General features: G+C 45.9%; 20 protein-coding genes. 12 read left to right on the top strand and 8 right to left on the bottom strand.

The features are described 5' to 3' along the window. Positions 1-159 precede the first annotated feature (159 nt). On the bottom strand, positions 160-1,545 hold the full coding sequence (locus CLV93_RS00440; protein WP_106540205.1) for an MATE family efflux transporter: 1,386 nt from the start codon (positions 1,543-1,545) through the stop codon (positions 160-162). Between the two features lie 91 nt (positions 1,546-1,636). Beyond that, entirely contained in the window at positions 1,637-2,125 is a 489-nt protein-coding gene (locus CLV93_RS00435) for an outer membrane protein (protein ID WP_106540204.1), read from the bottom strand. Positions 2,126-2,247: 122 nt separating this feature from the next. Here CLV93_RS00435 and CLV93_RS00430 point away from each other — a divergent pair, with 122 nt between their 5' ends. Together CLV93_RS00430 and CLV93_RS00425 are read left to right on the top strand one after the other, a co-directional pair. Next, complete coding sequence (locus CLV93_RS00430; protein ID WP_106540203.1) at positions 2,248-2,724, top strand: low molecular weight protein-tyrosine-phosphatase; 477 nt, start codon at positions 2,248-2,250, stop codon at positions 2,722-2,724. Then, complete coding sequence (locus CLV93_RS00425; protein ID WP_106540202.1) at positions 2,714-3,580, top strand: fructosamine kinase family protein; 867 nt, start codon at positions 2,714-2,716, stop codon at positions 3,578-3,580. The genes CLV93_RS00430 and CLV93_RS00425 overlap by 11 nt, the downstream gene beginning before the upstream one ends. Here the strand turns inward: CLV93_RS00425 and CLV93_RS00420 are convergent. Together CLV93_RS00420 and CLV93_RS00415 are read right to left on the bottom strand one after the other, a co-directional pair. Further along, entirely contained in the window at positions 3,577-4,365 is a 789-nt protein-coding gene (locus tag CLV93_RS00420) for an SDR family NAD(P)-dependent oxidoreductase (protein WP_106540201.1), read from the bottom strand. The two genes, CLV93_RS00425 and CLV93_RS00420, sit on opposite strands and share 4 nt — an antisense overlap. Before the next feature lie 27 nt (positions 4,366-4,392). Further along, the gene (locus tag CLV93_RS00415; protein ID WP_106540200.1) at positions 4,393-5,094 is read right to left on the bottom strand and encodes an MgtC/SapB family protein; all 702 of its coding nucleotides are present in this window, start codon (positions 5,092-5,094) and stop codon (positions 4,393-4,395) included. Positions 5,095-5,169: 75 nt separating this feature from the next. Here CLV93_RS00415 and CLV93_RS00410 point away from each other — a divergent pair, with 75 nt between their 5' ends. Further along, positions 5,170-6,078, top strand: coding sequence for a DMT family transporter (locus CLV93_RS00410; protein WP_106540199.1), 909 nt, complete (start codon positions 5,170-5,172; stop codon positions 6,076-6,078). A gap of 128 nt (positions 6,079-6,206) precedes the next feature. Beyond that, entirely contained in the window at positions 6,207-6,812 is a 606-nt protein-coding gene (locus CLV93_RS00405; RefSeq protein WP_106540198.1) for a TetR/AcrR family transcriptional regulator, read from the top strand. Between the two features lie 228 nt (positions 6,813-7,040). Here CLV93_RS00405 and CLV93_RS20170 read toward each other — a convergent pair whose 3' ends face one another. Continuing rightward, positions 7,041-7,184 (bottom strand): hypothetical protein, encoded by a 144-nt coding sequence (locus CLV93_RS20170; protein ID WP_153637072.1) that lies wholly within the window; start codon positions 7,182-7,184, stop codon positions 7,041-7,043. Positions 7,185-7,371: 187 nt separating this feature from the next. Here CLV93_RS20170 and CLV93_RS00400 point away from each other — a divergent pair, with 187 nt between their 5' ends. The 7 genes from CLV93_RS00400 to CLV93_RS00370 all read left to right on the top strand — a co-directional run bounded on the left by CLV93_RS00400 (position 7,372) and on the right by CLV93_RS00370 (position 15,874). Further along, positions 7,372-8,637, top strand: coding sequence for a TolC family protein (locus CLV93_RS00400; RefSeq protein WP_106540197.1), 1,266 nt, complete (start codon positions 7,372-7,374; stop codon positions 8,635-8,637). 7 nt (positions 8,638-8,644) lie between these two features. Next, positions 8,645-9,550, top strand: a complete 906-nt coding sequence (locus tag CLV93_RS00395; protein ID WP_106540196.1) for an HlyD family secretion protein — start codon at positions 8,645-8,647, stop codon at positions 9,548-9,550. A gap of 163 nt (positions 9,551-9,713) precedes the next feature. Continuing rightward, complete coding sequence (locus tag CLV93_RS00390; RefSeq protein WP_106540195.1) at positions 9,714-10,628, top strand: ABC transporter ATP-binding protein; 915 nt, start codon at positions 9,714-9,716, stop codon at positions 10,626-10,628. Between the two features lies 1 nt (position 10,629). Next, positions 10,630-11,367: an ABC transporter ATP-binding protein gene (locus tag CLV93_RS00385; RefSeq protein ID WP_106540194.1), complete on the top strand. Its 738-nt coding sequence runs from the start codon at positions 10,630-10,632 to the stop codon at positions 11,365-11,367. A 36-nt stretch (positions 11,368-11,403) separates the two neighbouring features. Continuing rightward, the gene (locus tag CLV93_RS00380) at positions 11,404-12,510 is read left to right on the top strand and encodes an ABC transporter permease (protein WP_106540193.1); all 1,107 of its coding nucleotides are present in this window, start codon (positions 11,404-11,406) and stop codon (positions 12,508-12,510) included. A 26-nt stretch (positions 12,511-12,536) separates the two neighbouring features. Continuing rightward, on the top strand, positions 12,537-13,655 hold the full coding sequence (locus tag CLV93_RS00375) for an ABC transporter permease (RefSeq protein ID WP_106540192.1): 1,119 nt from the start codon (positions 12,537-12,539) through the stop codon (positions 13,653-13,655). Positions 13,656-13,903: 248 nt separating this feature from the next. Then, positions 13,904-15,874: a DUF3078 domain-containing protein gene (locus CLV93_RS00370; RefSeq protein WP_106540191.1), complete on the top strand. Its 1,971-nt coding sequence runs from the start codon at positions 13,904-13,906 to the stop codon at positions 15,872-15,874. Positions 15,875-15,895: 21 nt separating this feature from the next. Here the strand turns inward: CLV93_RS00370 and CLV93_RS00365 are convergent, their stop codons facing one another. Further along, the gene (locus CLV93_RS00365; RefSeq protein WP_106540190.1) at positions 15,896-16,756 is read right to left on the bottom strand and encodes a UbiA-like polyprenyltransferase; all 861 of its coding nucleotides are present in this window, start codon (positions 16,754-16,756) and stop codon (positions 15,896-15,898) included. Between the two features lie 132 nt (positions 16,757-16,888). Between CLV93_RS00365 and CLV93_RS00360 the strand changes: the two genes are divergently transcribed. Continuing rightward, a complete protein-coding gene (locus CLV93_RS00360) occupies positions 16,889-17,263 on the top strand; it encodes an SRPBCC domain-containing protein (RefSeq protein WP_106540788.1) in 375 nt (124 codons plus the stop codon). Positions 17,264-17,278: 15 nt separating this feature from the next. Here CLV93_RS00360 and CLV93_RS00355 read toward each other — a convergent pair whose 3' ends face one another. Both CLV93_RS00355 and CLV93_RS00350 read right to left on the bottom strand, forming a co-directional pair. Continuing rightward, positions 17,279-17,779: a GNAT family N-acetyltransferase gene (locus CLV93_RS00355; protein WP_106540189.1), complete on the bottom strand. Its 501-nt coding sequence runs from the start codon at positions 17,777-17,779 to the stop codon at positions 17,279-17,281. A gap of 42 nt (positions 17,780-17,821) precedes the next feature. Next, positions 17,822-18,325, bottom strand: a complete 504-nt coding sequence (locus tag CLV93_RS00350; RefSeq protein ID WP_106540188.1) for an O-acetyl-ADP-ribose deacetylase — start codon at positions 18,323-18,325, stop codon at positions 17,822-17,824. Positions 18,326-18,351 lie beyond the last annotated feature (26 nt).

The following is an 18,351-nucleotide window of genomic DNA, read 5'->3' as shown; positions in this document are numbered from 1 at the left end:
TGCTTTGATTTTTTGGTTATTTGAAACGAGATGGCAGGTTAGGCCAACAAATTCTTTCCAGTTTCGGAAATGAAAATAGATATTTAAAAGGAATAAGGATGTTTTACAATTATGTTGTAGAGCATCTTCTTTTTGTCCGTTTGCGGTAACGGAGCTTTTTTACTGTTTTACAGCAGGTTTGGGAACCGGCTGTCCGGATGAAAAATTCTGGTGATGAAAAACGGTTTTGCCGCGCCATCTTCCCGACAGGTAATAGATATAAGATCCGATGGCTCCCACAATCCAGGCAATCGGAATTGCCCACCAGATTCCACTGACACCAAGTGGTCCCCGGGAAAGAAACCAGGAAAGGGGAAGCCGGATAATCCATAACGTGACAACGGTGATGTACATGGGAATAAGAGTATCACCGGCGCCGCGCAGCATACCAATCACCGAGAACATGGCAGCAAAAGCGAGATAAAATGAACTGACGATGACCAGGTATTTTTCGCCGATATGAATAACAGCCGAATCATCGGTAAACATTCGCATCAGGAATTCTCCAAAGAAGACAATTAACAGGGAGATGATGATGCTGTAAATTACAGAAATGACTAGTGTGGAGCGGAAACCATTTCGGGCGCGCTGCTCTTTGTTGGCTCCGAGGTTTTGTCCGACAAAAGAGGAGAGAGCCGAGGCAAAATTCATGGCCGGCATTTTGGCTAAAGAATCGATTCGTAGGGCAACTGTGTAGGCAGCAACGGCGTTGGTCCCAAATCCATTCACAATTCCCATGATGGCCATTGCCCCAATCGCTACAAACGACTGTTGAAATCCGGTAGGCAAGCCAATTTTCACACAGCTCTTAAATATCGCTCTGTCGAATTGAAGGCGTGTGAGCGTAATTTTTACGAGAGCATGCGTCCGGTTCAAATAGATAATTGCTGTAACAAACGCTCCGGCCTGTGAAATAACGGTAGCCAGGGCAACACTGCCGACTCCCAATTTAAAGACCACAACAAAAAGTAAATCCAATGCGATATTGGCCAGCGTGGCAATGATCATGAAATAGAGTGGTGTTTTCGAGTCACCCAAACCACGCAGAATGGAGGCTATGCCATTGAAACCGAAAAAAGCAAACAGTCCAATTAGGTAAATGTGAAGATACGTTTGTGCCTGCGGTAAAATTTCTTCCGGTAGTTGCAGTAGCCTGAAGATCGGTTCCGAAAAAGTGATGCCTAAAGCGGCAAGAATAATGGCTGCTCCTATAAAAAAGATGAAAATGGTATCGATGGTACGCCGGACTTCATCGGTCTTTTTTGCCCCGAAAAACTGGGAGATGACGATAGAAGCGCCCGAACCGACACCAATAACCAGTGCAATGAGCGTAAAAATGACAGGAAACGACGCACCAACGGCAGCCAGGGCTTCCTTGCCCAGGTAGTTTCCTACTATCACGCTGTCGATAATGTTGTACAGATTCTGGAAAACATTACCGGCGAGCATGGGCAGGGCAAACCTGACGATTAATCTCGTCTCATTTCCTGTCGTCAAATCTCTCATCGGGCATTAAAAAAAAAATTCCCCCGATTTGTCAAAAAAACAGGGAAATCTGTTGTATCGAAGTTTTATCTTTTAATAATCAAAGATGGGATTAAAAACAGTACCGAACGGACAGGGCCAGATCAAAGTTGAGGTTATCTCCTTGCGGATTGATGAATCCGATCTGCGGGCGGGTATCGATGGCAACTTGCAGCGGAATCTCAAAATTGTATTCAATTCCGGCTGTTCCGGCGATGGTTAGAAAAAGGCCGCTATCGCCGTAGTCAGTATAATTATTCCGGTAGCTCCACGAGCCGATTCCCGCACCTGCTCCCGCGTACCAGTTGAAACCTCCGTCGATGTGCCAAACCCACTGGTGAACACCGGTAATGGCCCAGCTGTTCCAACTGTTTCCCGAGCGAACACCCAGGTCAGCTTCCAGGCGAGTCATGGGGGTAAGCGTATACTGGTAACTGATTTCGGTTCCAAAGTTGGCGTTGTCTCCCAGTCGTAACCCCAATGCATGTTGGTGATTAATTTGTGCATTGGCAAAGCCGAATGTACCGGCGATAAGCAAAATTGCTAAGAAAATTTTTCTCATGGTCATGAATTTTTCGGAGTCAAAATTAAGTCATTTTTGGAAACAAGAAACAGAGAAGATAATTCATCTGGGTTGCGAGGCCTCAAAAAACTTGCGATATTCGGGTTTGAAATTTAACACGTATGAAGAAGCAGATCCTATTTGTTTGTTTGGGAAATATTTGCCGGTCACCCAGTGCCGAAGCAGTGATGAACGCATACATCGACAGAAAAAATCTGGAAAATGAAATTGAGTGCGATTCGGCGGGCATTATTGGTTACCACGAAGGCGAACCGGCCGACCAGCGGATGCAATCGCATGCTATTAAGCGCGGGTACAACCTGACCAGCATTTCGCGTCCTGTCAATCCTGACGTCGATTTCGACCGTTTTGATATGGTGATCGGCATGGATGATCAGAATATTCGCGATTTACAGTCGCTGGCACGAAATGAATCCGATAGGAAGAAAATACACAAGATGACCGACTTCCTCGAGGAGTTTGGCTACACTTCGGTTCCCGATCCATATTACGGCGGGGAAGAAGGATTTGAATTGGTTTTGGATCTGCTTGAAGACGCCTGCAATGGTTTACTAAAGCATATTCAAAATGGGAAGTGAAGCGGAAATAATTGCCAGAATTGAAGATTGGGCCGGAGAAAAAATCACTGGAACACAATCCGTCGGTGGTGGTTGCATTGCCAATTCCCGTCGTGTGAAAACAGAATCGGGACGTTCGTTTTTCCTGAAGTCGGGATTCGATAACTCGATGTTCCGGAATGAGGCCAACGGCCTGAAAGAGTTGGCGAAGGCAGAAGCTGTTCGTGTGCCGGAAGTGTTGTTGCAAGGCGATGACTTTCTGTTGCTGGAGTTTATCCCGCAAGGCGGAAGGAAGAGAAATTTCTTTGAAGATTTCGGACGGCAGTTTGCACAAATGCACCGCTATTATGCAGAGCACTTTGGTTTTTATGAAGACAATTACATCGGGGCGACCCCGCAGATGAATATCCCGAAAGGGAAAGAAGCCAACAACTGGACGACTTTTTACCTCAATAAACGCTTGCTCTTTCAGCTCCGATTAGCCGAGCGTAACGGTTATGCCGACGAAAAACTCCGTTCCGGTTTCCGAAAGTTGGAAGAAAAAATAGAAGATATTCTGGTGGGAAGTGAAGAGCTGCCTGCGTTATTGCACGGCGATTTGTGGAGCGGCAATTACATGAGTGACGAAAATGGTGAGCCTGTCATCATCGACCCGGCGGTGTATTACGGTCACCGCGAAGCCGACTTGGCGATGACGAAATTATTTGGTGGTTTTTCATCCGAATTTTATTCGGCTTACCGCGAAGAAAATTCATTGCCCGATGGTTATGAATACCGCGAAAATATTTACCTGCTTTATCACGTGATGAACCACCTGAACCTCTTTGGAAGCAGTTACTACGGACAGGCGATTCGGTTAATTCAGTCTTATCTTTAAAATGCGTTCCCGCTGGCTTTTTGGGTCATTCGGGCAAGTAATTTTCCGGTTGCATAGGGAAAAAGGTAAGCCAACCGGATAAAAACAGCCGTTTTCCGGTCGGGGGTAATGACACGCTTTCCCGAACCTATTTTACGGGCAATACGAGTGCCCACATGTTGTGGATCTTCCATCATTTGCCGTGGAATACCCAAAGGGGAGGAAGAGGTGGTTCGGGTCAGCGGAGGATGGATCAAGTGAACTGAAATGTTTTCCGGGGCCAGTTCCAGTGCAAGTGTTTTGGTCAGGGCCTCCACGGCACCTTTTGAGGAGGTATAGCCACTCATCCCGGGAAAACCTGTTATCCCGACCCCGGAAGAGAAATTATAAATCATCCCGCTTTTTTGTTTTCTCATGGTGGGCAAAATGGCCTGAATAGTACGGATGTAACCGAACAGATTTACGTCGAGTTCTTCCTTGAATGAGATGAGTGCGCGCTCCCGAAAGGATTTAAAAACCGCGGAACATGCATTATTGACCAAGATATCGATGTTCTTCCATTGTTCGGCAATGCTTGTTACACTTGTCCATACCTCATCTTCGCGTGTCAGATCGCACGAGTAGAACTGGAACCGTTCGGGAAAGAGCATGACAAGTTGGTCGCATGCTCCGCGGTTCCGATCGAGAACCGCAACATGGTCTCCCTGTTCCAGGAGTGCTTTCGCGAGGAAGAAGCCAATTCCGTTGGCTCCACCGGTCACAATAATGTTGCGCTCCCTATTGCATGCTTTGCGGGGATATGTCATCGGTATTCGTTTTAATTTCGGTTCATACTATTTGTCGGAAACTTTAATCCGGTATGCTTTTCCGGCGTCAGCCAGTTTATCAACTACTTTTTGCAATTCGACATGATGGGGGAGCTGTACCGCAAAACTGAATTCCGAAATACTTTTGTTGCGGTCCTCTTCCATGTTGCGCGAAATAATCTGGATTCGTTCGTTCCTGAATATTTCCGCGAAAGCTTTGGCATCCATTCGTTGTGGCCCGGAAATGCTGATGACCTTCCGTTCGGTTGGTTTCAGGAAGCGCTTCTCGAAAGCATTTAGTAAAATAAGAATGAACAGCATGATGAACATTCCGAGGAAAGAAGCAACGTACATTCCAGCACCAACAGTGAGACCGATGGCGGCTATCGCCCAAATGGTGGCTGCCGTTGTCAGTCCGCGAATGTTAACGCCCATCTTCAAAATGGCGCCGGCTCCCAGAAATCCAATGCCGGAAACTACCTGGGCCGCTAACCGTGCCGGGTCACCGTTGGGAAAGTTGGTATAAGTTTGCGGGATGTAAACGGAAAGCATCATTAGGATGGTCGAACCCAGGCAAATGAGAACATGCGTTCGCAGGCCGGCTGGTTGATTGTGAATCTCCCGCTCTGTTCCGATAACGATTCCAATCAGTAAGGAAATAAGTAGTCGCGAACCGATGGTTCCCGCGTTTATCGTTGTGTCTGATAAAATTTGTCGAATCAATTCCATGGTTACAGTTGTTTCTTTGCTGATATAAATTTAAGGCATAGTTTTGCAACTCTTTAAATATTTGAAACCTGATTCATGCGCACCAAACTCAGCAGTACGATTTTCCTGGCCATTTTAGCTTGCCTTTTGTGGGCATCGGCTTTTGTCGGAATTAAAATTGGCTTACCATATACCACACCCCTTCAGTTTGCCGGAATCCGCTTTTTCATCTCCGGCTTGATTATTCTTCCTTTTTGCTCTCAACGAAAGGACTATCTCCGTATTATTCTGAAGAACTGGAAAGTGGTGTTCGTTATCACGCTATTGCAGACGTTTGTCCATTACTCACTTTTTTATACCGGAATATCAATGGTCCCGGGAGCGTTGGGCGCCATTGTGGTTGGTTCGGGACCTGTGTTTGTCGCTATTGTGGCTCATTTTAGTATGCCCGATGACAAAATGAGTTTGAAGAAAGTGGGCGTTATTCTGCTGGGATTGGCCGGAGTTGTTTTAGTTAGCCTTGAACGGGGTAGCCTTTCCGGAGAAGGAAAACTGATACTGGTCGGCATTGCATTATTGATACTGACCAACATTAATTCCGGATTCACCAATATTATTGTAGCAAAGGATAAAGACAAAGTTCCGCCGCTGGTGCTTAGTTCAGCCAGTATGATTATGGGCGGTGTGATGCTGTTCTTGTTTTCCATCCCGGTTGAAGGGCTTCATTTTTCACCAAAACCTTTTGAGTATTATGCCGCGTTAGGCTGGCTCAGTTTTCTTTCGGCTGCTGCTTTTTCCATTTGGTTTACGCTCTTAAAACGTCCGGGGGTAAAAGTCTCGGACCTGAACATGTGGAAATTCATCATCCCGGTTTTCGGTGCCATCTTCGCCTGGATTTTGCTCCCCGATGAGCATCCCGATGTACTTTCCATTGCCGGAATGGTCATAACAGGCAGCTCTTTATTCCTTCTCAATTACCTGAATCGAAAAAAAATCAATCGGTAAAAGTCTGATTTCTTGGAATTAAACTATCTGATTTGACCAAGTGGTTAAATTTTTTAGCCAAAATGTTTGGTAGGTCACAAATATGATCTACTTTTGACCATGTGGTTAAACCAAATGATAAATCGGAAATGACAAGCGAATCAACAGAGAAAAAGATACTGAATGCCGCCCGAGACGTTTTCATCAGGAAAGGAATGGACGGTGCCAGAATGCAGGAAATAGCCGATGAAGCAGGAATTAACAAGTCGTTGCTTCATTACTACTTTCGCTCGAAACAAAAACTATTCGAAGCCATCTTTCGGGACGCATTTGGTCTGTTGATTCCTGAATTAATGAAAATATTTAAGGAAGAGGGCCCTTTGCTAAACAAGATCGACCGCGTTGTCGATCGTTATATTACCGTTATTGGAGATAACCCTTTTTTGCCTCAGTTTTTAATTGGCGAAATTAATCGGGAACCGGACAAATTTGTCAAAATACTTCAATCCAGTGGAATTGATCCCGAATTCCTACAGAGGAAAATTGACGAAGAAGTTGAAGCCGGTAATATTAATCCGATTCGGGCGGCCGATTTGATACCGAATATGATTGGAATGGTCATTATGCCTTTTGCCGGACGCCCGTTGTTCCAGACGATCTTTTTCAAGAGTAATAACGAGGAGTACGATGCGTATCTGGATGAGAGGCGGAGGACCATCAGTGCTTTTATAAAGCAGGCATTGGTAAAAAAGTAGAACGGTTGGCAGAACCGCTTCGGAGATGACCGTTGCCGGAAGGTCCTGTTTTCCAAAGATAAGACGATTGGCAAGCGATGGCAGCGTTGTTTTGCAAAAACTGAAATATAGTCCGTCCCTGCGAAAAGACAGAAATTACGAGCCACATGAAAAACAGAAATTCAATCGCAAAAGAAAAAGGCAGAACTCATTTGGTCTGCCTGCTGTTCGGTCACGATTTTGATCCCATCAGAGCTTGTTCAAATGAAGATGAATATTGCCATCGGTGTGGAAAGAAATGCCATGAGCATGATCGGTGGTTCGAATGGCGATGGTGGATGAAGTGGAAGTTGTTACCGCTGAGAAGATGGATTTGGCAATTGAATGGTACAAGAGACAATTATACATTTTGATGTGCCTGTAGAGATAAGGAAACCGGCCATTTCCGTCGTTGTATGAGCAGGCTATTCACAGTAACCATAACATATCCTGTTCGGATGAACGGGGTGCAAAATGAGAGCCCGGCAAAGTTCGGGGTGAAATAGGTGTGTATTGACAAAAATGAACAAACGATTATCACATGAAACGATTATTAATCTTACTCATTTTACCGGTTCAGATGGCGTTTGGCCAGGTAGGGCAGGTAACTCTTGAGGAATGTTACAAGCAAGCCCGGGAGAATTATCCGAAATTGAGTGACCTGGACCGGGAGCAGCAGATGAATGATCTGAAGACAAAGAATCTGGATGCAAACTGGTTGCCAACAGTAAATTTGAATGGTCAGGCTACCTACCAGAGCGATGTGACCAGCGTGTCGGTATCCCTTCCGGGAATAAATATTCCGACTCCTTCAAAGGACCAGTATAAGGTTTATATCGATTTGCATCAGAATATTTACGACGGCGGATTGACAAAAGCGCAAAAAGAGGTCGATGCAGCCAACTTAGCTGCCGACCAGCAAAAGCTGGAAGTGGAAATGTATTCGCTGAACGACCGGGTAAATCAGCTTTACTTCGGAATCATCCTGATGCAGAAAAGCCACAAGGTTTTGGAGCTGAAAAAGGAGAACATTTCCGAGCGGTTGCGGGTGCTGGAGTCGGGACTGAAAAATGGGATGGTTCAGGCCAGGAATGTGGAAACGCTGCGTGCCGAGAAAATTCTCACCGACCAGCAAATCGAGGAAGTGGATGCGAAACGGATGGCTGCCGTTAAATCGTTGGCTGTGTTGACCGGACTGTCGATTGGTGGAAATACACAGTTCCAGGCACCGGTAATTGCACAGAAGAATGAAGAGTGGCAACGCCCGGAACTGAAGCTCTACAACCGGATGGAGAATACCATTGATAAAAGTGCTGAACTGATTTCAAAAACAAGGAATCCGAAAGTGTTTGGATTTGGCCAGGTAGGTTATGGTAAGCCTGGTTTGAATATGCTGAAGTCCGAGTTTAGTTCTTATTATCTGGTTGGAGTTGGTGTTAAATGGAACATCTTCGACTGGAAACAAAGTCGCCGGAAACGCGAAGTGCTGGATATTCAGAAACAGATGGTCAACTCTTCCAGGGAAACCTTTAAACAAAATGTCAATATGGCCCTGGTTCAATCGTCTGAAAATATTCAGAAGCTGGAATCGCTTATCAATACCGACCAAAAATTGGTCAGTATCCGCGATAAGGTAGCAGCGCAATCGGCTTCACAGCTCGAAAATGGGGTGATAACTTCAGCTGATTATGTTACTGATTTGAATGCTGAAATTCAGGCGCGAATCAATTTAGAATCAAGGAAAGTTCAATATTTACAGGCAGTTGCCAATTACAATACATTAACAGGAAATCTCTCAAATAACTGATAACGTCATGAAACGCATAACGAAACTAAAATATCTTTTTGCCTTCGCAGCGGGCGTTCTGCTGATGAGCTGTAACCGGAACGATAAACTCTCGGATGCTTACGGCAACTTTGAAGTCGACGATGTAATTGTCTCATCCCAGGTGACTGGAAATTTGCTTCAGTTTAATCTGAGCGAAGGTGATCAACTGAAAGCCTCAGAACAGGTTGGCCTGGTAGATACCACCCAGCTTTACCTAAAAAAGGAACAACTCGAAGCACAGAAAGCTTCCATCCGCTCGAAGATGACCAGCGTGCAAACACAAATAGCGGTCGTTAAGCAGCAAAAAGCGAATGCTGAAGTTGATAAACATCGTATTACCAAAATGCTGGCCGATAGTGCTGCAACACAGAAGCAGATGGATGACATCACGGGACAGATTGATGTATTTAACAGGCAAATTGCCAACATCCGCACCCAGGAAGTTTCCCTGAAAAAGGAGATTGATGTGGTAAATGCACAGGTCGCACAAATCGAAGACCAGTTGGGGAAATGCGACATCACAGCACCCATTTCAGGTACTGTACTGGAGAAATACAAAGAGATGGGTGAGTTGGTAACGCCGGGACAATCGCTCTTTAAAATTGCCGATTTGTCCTACCTGAATCTCAAGATTTATATCAGTGGCGCTCAGTTGGCACACGTAAAACTGGGTGAGAAGGTGACGGTGCTTATTGACAATTCGAAGACAACCGATACCAAATTGACCGGTACCATTACCTGGATTTCATCGCAGGCTGAGTTTACACCGAAAATCATTCAGACCAAAGAAGAACGGGTGAAGTTGGTTTATGCCGTGAAAGTGAAAGTTCCGAACGACGGCAGCCTGAAAATCGGTATGCCGGGAGAAGTTCGCTTCAATCATAAAAACTGATATTAACGAGTAAAACCGGAAGTTTCTACGAGCCTGCGGGCCTTTATTATATTCTCAAAAATAGCCATGAAGAGGGGAAGTTGGAACAAACCGATTTCCCCCTGTAAAGGCAGCATTTGCTGAGGGGATTTCCGGAAGTTACGAATCTTAAAAGACTGAAGAGATGATGATATCAGTCGAAAATATCGAAAAAAAATACGGTGAGGTAAAAGCGTTGCGTGGTGTATCACTTGACGTGAAGGAAGGAGAGCTGTTTGGCCTGATTGGCCCCGACGGTGCCGGAAAAACTTCGCTGATAAGGATATTGGTCACTTTGCTCAAACCCGATGCCGGAAGTGCAACCGTGAATCAACTCGATGTGGTGGACGATTTCAGGAAACTGAGAAAGCAACTTGGTTACATGCCGGGACGTTTTTCGCTTTATCCAGACCTGTCCGTTGAGGAGAACATGAACTTTTTTGCCACGGTTTTCGGGACAACCATCGAGGAGAATTACGATTTGGTGAAGGACATTTATCAACAGATAGAACCTTTCAAGGAGCGGTTGGCCGGAAGATTGTCAGGCGGAATGAAGCAGAAACTGGCACTTTCGTGTGCACTGATTCACGCCCCGAAAGTGCTGATACTCGATGAGCCAACCACCGGAGTGGATGCAGTTTCCCGGAAGGAGTTCTGGGAAATGCTGAAGCGGTTGCAGAAAATGGGAATCACCATTTTTGTTTCGACACCTTACATGGATGAAGCCAATCTTTGTGACCGGGTAGCCCTTATCCAGGACGGAAATATTCTGACCATCGATACACCGGAAAAAGTGACACAAAGCTTTGCTCACAAGCTGTGGGCCATTCGATCGGATAACATGTACCTGTGCATCCATCATCTGCGTGAGCATCCGGAAGCTGAATCCGTTTTCGGGTTTGGAGAATACCTGCATGTTACATGGAAGAATCAGGAAATGCAGGCGGAAGAGATGATGAATTATCTGACCGGATTGGGCCACACTAACGTGGAAGTGAAAGAAACGGAACCGGGCATCGAGGATGTATTTATGGACCTGATGCAAAAACATGATAGCTGATATGGAAAAAGAAAATACAGTCATCCGGGTACGCGATTTGGTGAAGAAATTCGGACATTTTGTGGCCGATGATCATCTGAGTTTCGATGTCTATAAAGGCGAGATTTTCGGTTTTCTGGGGGCCAACGGAGCTGGAAAAACCACAGCCATCAGGATGTTGTGCGGACTGCTGGAACCTACATCGGGAGAGTTGACGGTTGCAGGTCTGGATGGATTCAAACAGCGGGAGGCGATCAAACGCCGTATCGGTTACATGTCGCAAAAGTTTTCGCTGTACGAAGATTTAACGGTGCATGAAAACATCCGGTTGTTTGCCGGCATTTACGGCATTCCAACCCGTATCCGGAGAGAAAAAACGGAAGAGTTGCTGGAAAAGCTGGAGCTCACCTCGGCACGCAAAAAACTGGTTCGCGATTTACCGCTGGGATGGAAACAAAAACTGGCTTTTTCGTTGGCCATCATTCACGACCCGTCCATCGTTTTTCTCGACGAGCCGTCAGGAGGCGTTGACCCGGTAACCCGCCGTCGTTTTTGGGACTTGATCTACGAGGCAGCCCACGAGGGAATCACTGTATTTGTGACAACCCACTATATGGACGAGGCAGAATATTGCGACCGGGTAGCCATCATGTCGGCTGGTAAAATTGTCGCACTCGATACGCCTGAAGCACTGAAAAAAGAATGGGATGCCACCAGCATGGACGGCGTATTCCTGAAACTGGCCCGCTCAAATGAGTAGTCGGTCATTCATGAATTTCGATAGATAGAAAAAGAGATGAAACAATTACTTGGTTTTATACGAAAAGAGTTTCGCCACATCTTTCGTGATCCGCGAACGATGATCATCCTGTTCGGTATCCCGATTGTGCAGCTCCTGTTATTCGGTTACGTCATTACCACCGAAATCAAGGATGCCCACATTGCCATTCTGGATAAATCGAACGATGAAGTGACCCGGGAAATCACGCATAAATTATTGTCGTCGGGCTACTTCAAGCTCGATGCCATGCTGGACAACGACGGCCAGATTGACAATATCTTCCGCAAGGGGAACATCAAGGAAGTGGTGGTTTTTCAACAGGATTTCGGTAAGAAACTGGAACGAGACGGAAAGGCGGATGTGCAGGTAATAGCCGACGCATCGGATCCCAATACGGCACAGTTACTTTCGAATTATACCAATGCCATTGTACAGGATTACCTGCAGAAGAAATTTATCAACTACCATATTCCTTACGAGATAAAGCCCCAGGTCCGGATGCTCTTCAACGAAAGTTTGAAAGGCGCATTTATGTACGTTCCCGGAACGATGGCATTGATTCTCATTATCATCTCTGCGATGATGACGTCGATTACCATTGTGCGGGAGAAGGAGATGGGAACGATGGAGATACTATTGGTTTCGCCATTGAAATCACATCACATCATTATTGGAAAAGTCACGCCGTACCTGATTCTTTCAGTCATTAACGCTATAACGATTGTGGTGCTGGGGAACCTGGTTTTCGGTGTTCCTGTCAGGGGGAGCCTGATACTGTTGATGTTTGTGGTCATCCTGTATATCATGCTGGCACTCTCGCTGGGCATTTTAATCTCGACCATTGCGGCCAGCCAGTTTTCGGCCATGTTCGTTTCCATCATGGCGCTAATGCTGCCCACCATGTTGTTGTCGGGTTTTATTTACCCAATCGATAATATGCCGGTGGTGCTGCAGGTGCTGTCGAATATTATGCCGGCCCGTTGGTTTATTGAAGCGGTAAAGGCTGTGATGCTTAAAGGGGTTGGAGCCGGCTATATCTGGAAGCAACTGCTGATAATGACAGGAATGACAGCCGTTTTCCTGGTCATCAGTATGAAGAAGTTCAAACTGCGTTTGGAGTAGAAGAACGAATTTAAACAGAACGAGAAATGAAAATACTACGATATCTTCTTCAAAAAGAATTCATCCAGATTATTCGAAACAAATCGATGTGGCCCATCATTTTTGTGATGCCCATTGTGCAGATGCTTATCCTGGTAAATGCAGCTACGCTGGAATTGAAAAAGTCGGATGTTTTGGTGGTCGATCAGGATATGAGTGATGCATCGCGTCAGCTGGTGAATAAGCTCGAAGGAAATCCGTTTTTCAAGGTAATCCAGGTAAACGATGCAGATTTCGATGCGGATGATCAATTATTAAAAGGCAAGGCAAATGTTGTGCTCGACATTCCTCAGAATTTTGAGCGGGATTTGAGACGGGATAACAAAGTATCGCTGCAGTTACGCGTCGATGCCATCAATAGTATGTCCGCCGAGTTGACCTGGTCGTACATGAATTCTCTGATCAGGGATTACAACAACAATCTCAGGGCGAGCTGGATGGGAGTTTCCAAATTCGATCCACCACAACAAATTGTGGTTTCTCCACGATACTGGTACAATCCGACGCTCATTTATGCATTTTACATGGCTCCGGGTGTTATGGTGATTTTGGTGACTGTGGTGGGAATGTTCCTCTCGGCGGTTAACCTGGTTCGGGAAAAGGAGATTGGCACCATGGAGCAGCTCAATGTAACGCCCATTAAAAAGTACCAGTTTATTGCAGCCAAGATGATTCCTTTCCTGGTGATTGCACTGGTAGTATTGTCATTTGGACTGCTGATAGCCAAGCTGGTATTTAACCTGCCTTTTCATGGAAATCTGCTGGTCCTTTACGGATTTACAACAGTCTTCCTGTTGGGTGTCATGGGGCTTGGGCTGTTCATCTCGGTTGTTTCCGATACGCAGCAGCAGGTTTTCTTCCTGAGCTATTTTTTCTTGCTGATTTTTATCCTGATGAGCGGCTTGTTCACACCGGTTGAAAGTATGCCGAAGTGGGCTCAGTTGCTCGACCATCTGAATCCGTTGTATTACATGATGAAAGTGATTCGGAATGTGGTGCTGAAAGGCTCCGGATTTTTCGACCTGAAGTACGAGTTTCTTTCCATGCTGGGATATGGCGTCGTTATGTTCTCGCTGGCCGTGATGCGTTACCGGAAAACTGCATAAAATAGAATACCTTCATATGTTTCGAACGCCTTCCGGCGGATGAGTTGTCATTCCGATAGCTTATTCCCGGGAGGTTTTTTGTATATAATATTTCGAAATGATAATTGAGATGAAGATTTTCTTTGGTTTCCGGAATAAAATGGCACGAAAATGGATATACATAAAGTTGGGAGGAATGATTTTAAATCTTTTTATAAATCTGTCCTGAATCGTTATTTTTGTGTCAAACCAAACCAGGGGACGTAATTATGTCAAAAATATTTCCGGTCTTATTGCTGGCATTCGTTACGATGTTGGCCGGTCCTGTATGGGCCAAAACAGAAGGTTCTGCTTCTGTGAAAAAAGATCAACGTCGTGATCAGCCGGAAAATCCGATGGATACATTAAAGTGGAGTGTGAATTATTTGAACCGGATCATGTACTCGGGAGGGGAGTGGTATCTAACCGATCGTACATATCAGAAAGCCATCAAAGGTGTATTAAACTACGCCGAAAATCAGCCCATCGATACGTCGGTGGTGGAAATGAAAAAGCTGCTGGCCGATTACGGCGTGGTGTACATTTACGATCGGAGACCTCAGGATATTCCTCACCCGGAAAGAGTGTCCGGGTATGTAACATCTACTCAGCTCGATAACCAGGTGAAATCGTTGCAAAAGCAATGGACCGATAGCTTGAAGAACAGCATGATTGAAGTCCCGGAATCGCTGCTGGAAAATGTCGAGAAAGAGGTACGGCTCATTCCTGCGATGGATCCACAACGATTGCTGAGTGACTCGCTGAAGCAAATGCCGGCAGCCTTTAAGCGCTGTCTTACCCGGCATTTTACCAATCTCGGAGTAACCGATTCGATTTCGCCGGCGGCTTTCGATTCTATTCGTAGCAGTGTGGTCGAATCATGCCGGTTGCGCTACAACGATTCAGTTTTAACCAGCTACCGCGATTCAGTCATCGCCCAGTATCGTTCGAAATATATACAACAGTATATCGATTCGGCAGCTCAGGCCTACCGGAAGAAAGTGGAGCAAAGCAACTACGATAAATTATCATACTACAATGACGGAGCAGTAGCTGCTACGAATGATTCACTTCGAATGGCATTGCGTTTTCTTACACAATATGCTGCTGCCGATTCGGTGAAATTGAGCTTTACCAATCTGGCAGGAGAGCAAAAGTCGATGTGGACTGCCAACCACCCGATGCCGCCGATTCGGTTTTACCTGAAAAATGCTCAGAACGATTCACTGGGCGTTATCTTGAAAAACCGGGGCAAGGGGAAAGTGGACGTCATTATTGATGATGGAGTCCAGATCCAACGTTTTACAACTACCGACCGTCGGGAAATAACCATCAAGCGGGAACAGCCCGATGACAATTTGTTGACGATGCCTACCATCACTCCCAAACTATCACCCTGGGAAATGGGGGGCGACGGTTCGCTGGGATTCACACAAACGACGTTGAAAAACTGGGCCAAGGGAGGTGAGAGTTCGCTGTCCGCCCTGGCTGTGGCCAAATACCATATCAATTATTCGAAGAAGAAAATGAAATGGGAGAACAACTTTGAGCTTCGTTACGGGATGAACCGGACCGATACCAAAGGGCTACAGAAGAATGATGATAAAATCGAATACCAATCCCGTTTGGGATACTCGGCGTTTAACCGGTGGTATTATTCGGCAGATTTTGACTTTAAGACCCAGATGACCAAAGGGTATTCCGATCCCGATCATCAGAAGCCTATTTCTGCCTTTATGGCTCCGGGTTATGTGACTTTTTCAATTGGATTGGATTACAAGCCGAACGCCGATTTCTCGCTGTTTATCTCGCCCTTGACATCGAAAACCACGTATGTTCGGGATACAACGGAAATTGATCCAACAAACTATGGATTGAAACCCGGAGAAAAGAAATTATGGGAACCCGGTTTCATTGTTAAAACAACGTTCAAGAAGGACATCGTCGAAAACATTCACTACGAAACAGCCGGTCAGATGTTTGTCAACTACCGCTATCCGTTCACCAAATTCGATTTCGACTGGGAACAAACGCTGGTCATGAAAGTGACGCGTTCAATTAATACCCGGGTTATGACGCACCTGATCTACGACGATGATACCAAATTCCCTGTGTATGATGCTGCCGGAAACCAAATTGGCAAGAGGGCTAAGTGGCAGTTCCAGGAACTCTTCACCATTGGATTTACATACCAATTTTAGTAGTTCCGAAACCTTCGGAGTTTAGATGTAAAGTGAGGTAATCACGAAGACAGCGAAAATCACACTGGCGACACCGTTGGTGGTACCAAATGCCAGCCCCACTTTGCTCAGGTCGTCATGTTTCACGATGCTTTGCTGGTAAGTAAGCAAGCCGATGAAAATGGCTGCACCTGTCCAGTATATCCAGTTGGCGTGTAAATCTATGCCGGCCCAGACAACCATAATGGCTGCCAGCACGTGCACGAGTGCCGAAAAACGCAGTGCTTTCTTCACGCCCAGTAAAACCGGAACACTGTTCAGTCCTTTGTTTCGGTCGAACTCCACATCCTGCGAAGCATAAATGATATCGAATCCGCTAACCCAGAAAAAGACAATGAACGAAAACAGGATGGGAACCAGCGCAAACTTCCCGGTTACCGCCAGATACGCTCCGATCGGCGCCAAAGCCAGTCCGGCGCTCAACACAAAATGGCAAAGCGGAGTGACGCGCTTCATGTAGCTGTAGCCCATCACGACAATCAAAGCAATTGGCGAAAGGAAAAAGACCAGCTGATTAATGAACCACGTCGTGGCGATGAATAAAATCGCGTTGATGGCCACAAAAACAGCAGCATTGCGAGCGGTAACAATACCGGCAGGAATTTCGCGCTGGGCTGTGCGAGGATTTTCCGCATCAATTTCACGGTCGAGATACCGGTTGAAACCCATGGCCGTGTTCCGGGCAAAAACCATACAAAGCAGAACCGAAATCAATTCTTCCCAGCGAAAAACAGATGCTGTTTGGGTAATAGCCAGTGTGAAACCGACAAGTGCAAATGGTAAGGCAAAAATGGTATGTTCGAATTTAACCAGGTTGGCGTAATCTCGTACTTTCGTTATCATAATATCGTTACTCTCTTATTAATCGATGGACAAAAATAGAAAGTTTGCTTTATATTGAGCCTGGTAAATGACGCACACCGGATATTCTCCGTATTTTTGGACCGAATAATCCCGAAAAAAAAAGAAAATTCGATGAAAGAGTTCAAGAAATATTTTAAGCTGAAAGCATCGCCAGCCGATGTGTATAATGCGTTGGTCAACCCGGTTATGCTGGAAATCTGGACGGGAGAACCGGCGGTGATGAGTACCGAACCGGGCTCGCAGTTCAGCATTTGGGATGGAGCTATTTCGGGCGAGAATGTAGAGTTCGAACAGGATAAAAAAATTGTTCAGAAGTGGTATTTCGGTGAGGATGAAGATTCGGTCGTCACCATTAAACTGCATCCCGACAAGCATGGAACCAGCATGGAGGTTCATCAGACCAACATTCCCGACGAAGCTTTCGATAACATGAAAAGTGGTTGGGAAGAAGACTATTACGGTAGCCTGGCCGAATTGTTTACTTAAGCCGGTTTCCCGGAATTAATCCAGCGGAAGGCGCATTTTGTAGTCATCCATGATGAAGCCGTTGCCAATATCGGCGACGGTCGGCCCAAGGTTGAGAAATCCCATTCTTTCGTAGGCAGCAATGCTGTTCGAGTTGAATTTATTCACAGTAAGGGAAATACCTTTCAATCCTCGATCGACGCCATACAGACGTATGAATTCCAGCGCTTCTTTTCCATATCCTTTCCCACGCTGCGAACTGTGTACGTAATATTTGCTCAGGAACAGTTCCTCGTCCCTGATTAGTATTCCGACGTATCCTACCGCTTTTTCTTCGGCATATATGAGGAAATAGATGTAGTCTTCGTTGTCAATCTGGTTGGTAATTGCCGGAACCGACTGGTACTTCCCAATCATGTAATCGACTTGTTCCTGCCCGATGATGGGCACGTAATGCTCGTTCCAGATTTCTTCGGCCAGCCGGGCGACTAATTCGATGGAGTCAGGGCTGGTGACCGGTTTCATGGTAATTTTCATGGTGACGAAAATAACAAAAAGAGAAAAAATTGATCGTACTGATCAACGTAGAGCTTCCTGGTAAAGCAAATAGTTCTCGTCGTCGAAGCAGCAAAAAATGATTTCCTCAGGTAATGGCGAATTTTCTACAAACTGTTTCACTTCCGCCACAGCGATGCGGGCAGCCTCTTCTTTTGGGAAATGATATACGCCCGTACTGATGTTGGGAAAGGCGATGGATTTTAGTTTATGTTCGACCGCAATTTCCAGGCTGCGTCGGTAGCACGATGCCAACAGTTCGCGTTCCTTGTAAGCACCTCCTGACCAAACCGGACCAACCGTATGAATCACATGCTTCGCCGGTAAACGATAACCTTTCGTGATTTTCGCATCGCCGGTTGCACATCCGTTTAGGGTACGGCATTCGTCCAGCAGTTCGGAGCCGGCAGCCCGGTGAATGGCGCCGTCAACACCGCCGCCACCCAGCAATGAGTTATTGGCTGCGTTCACAATTGTATCAACCTTCAGTTGTGTGATATCTCCTTTGGTAACCCGAATATCCGTCATAACTGCTCCTTTTTTTATTCAATAAC

This window comes from Prolixibacter denitrificans (genome assembly GCF_003014495.1).
GTDB classification, from domain to species: domain Bacteria; phylum Bacteroidota; class Bacteroidia; order Bacteroidales; family Prolixibacteraceae; genus Prolixibacter; species Prolixibacter denitrificans.
Note: the sequence above shows the minus strand (reverse complement) of the source record. Positions and strands in the feature narration are given on the sequence as shown.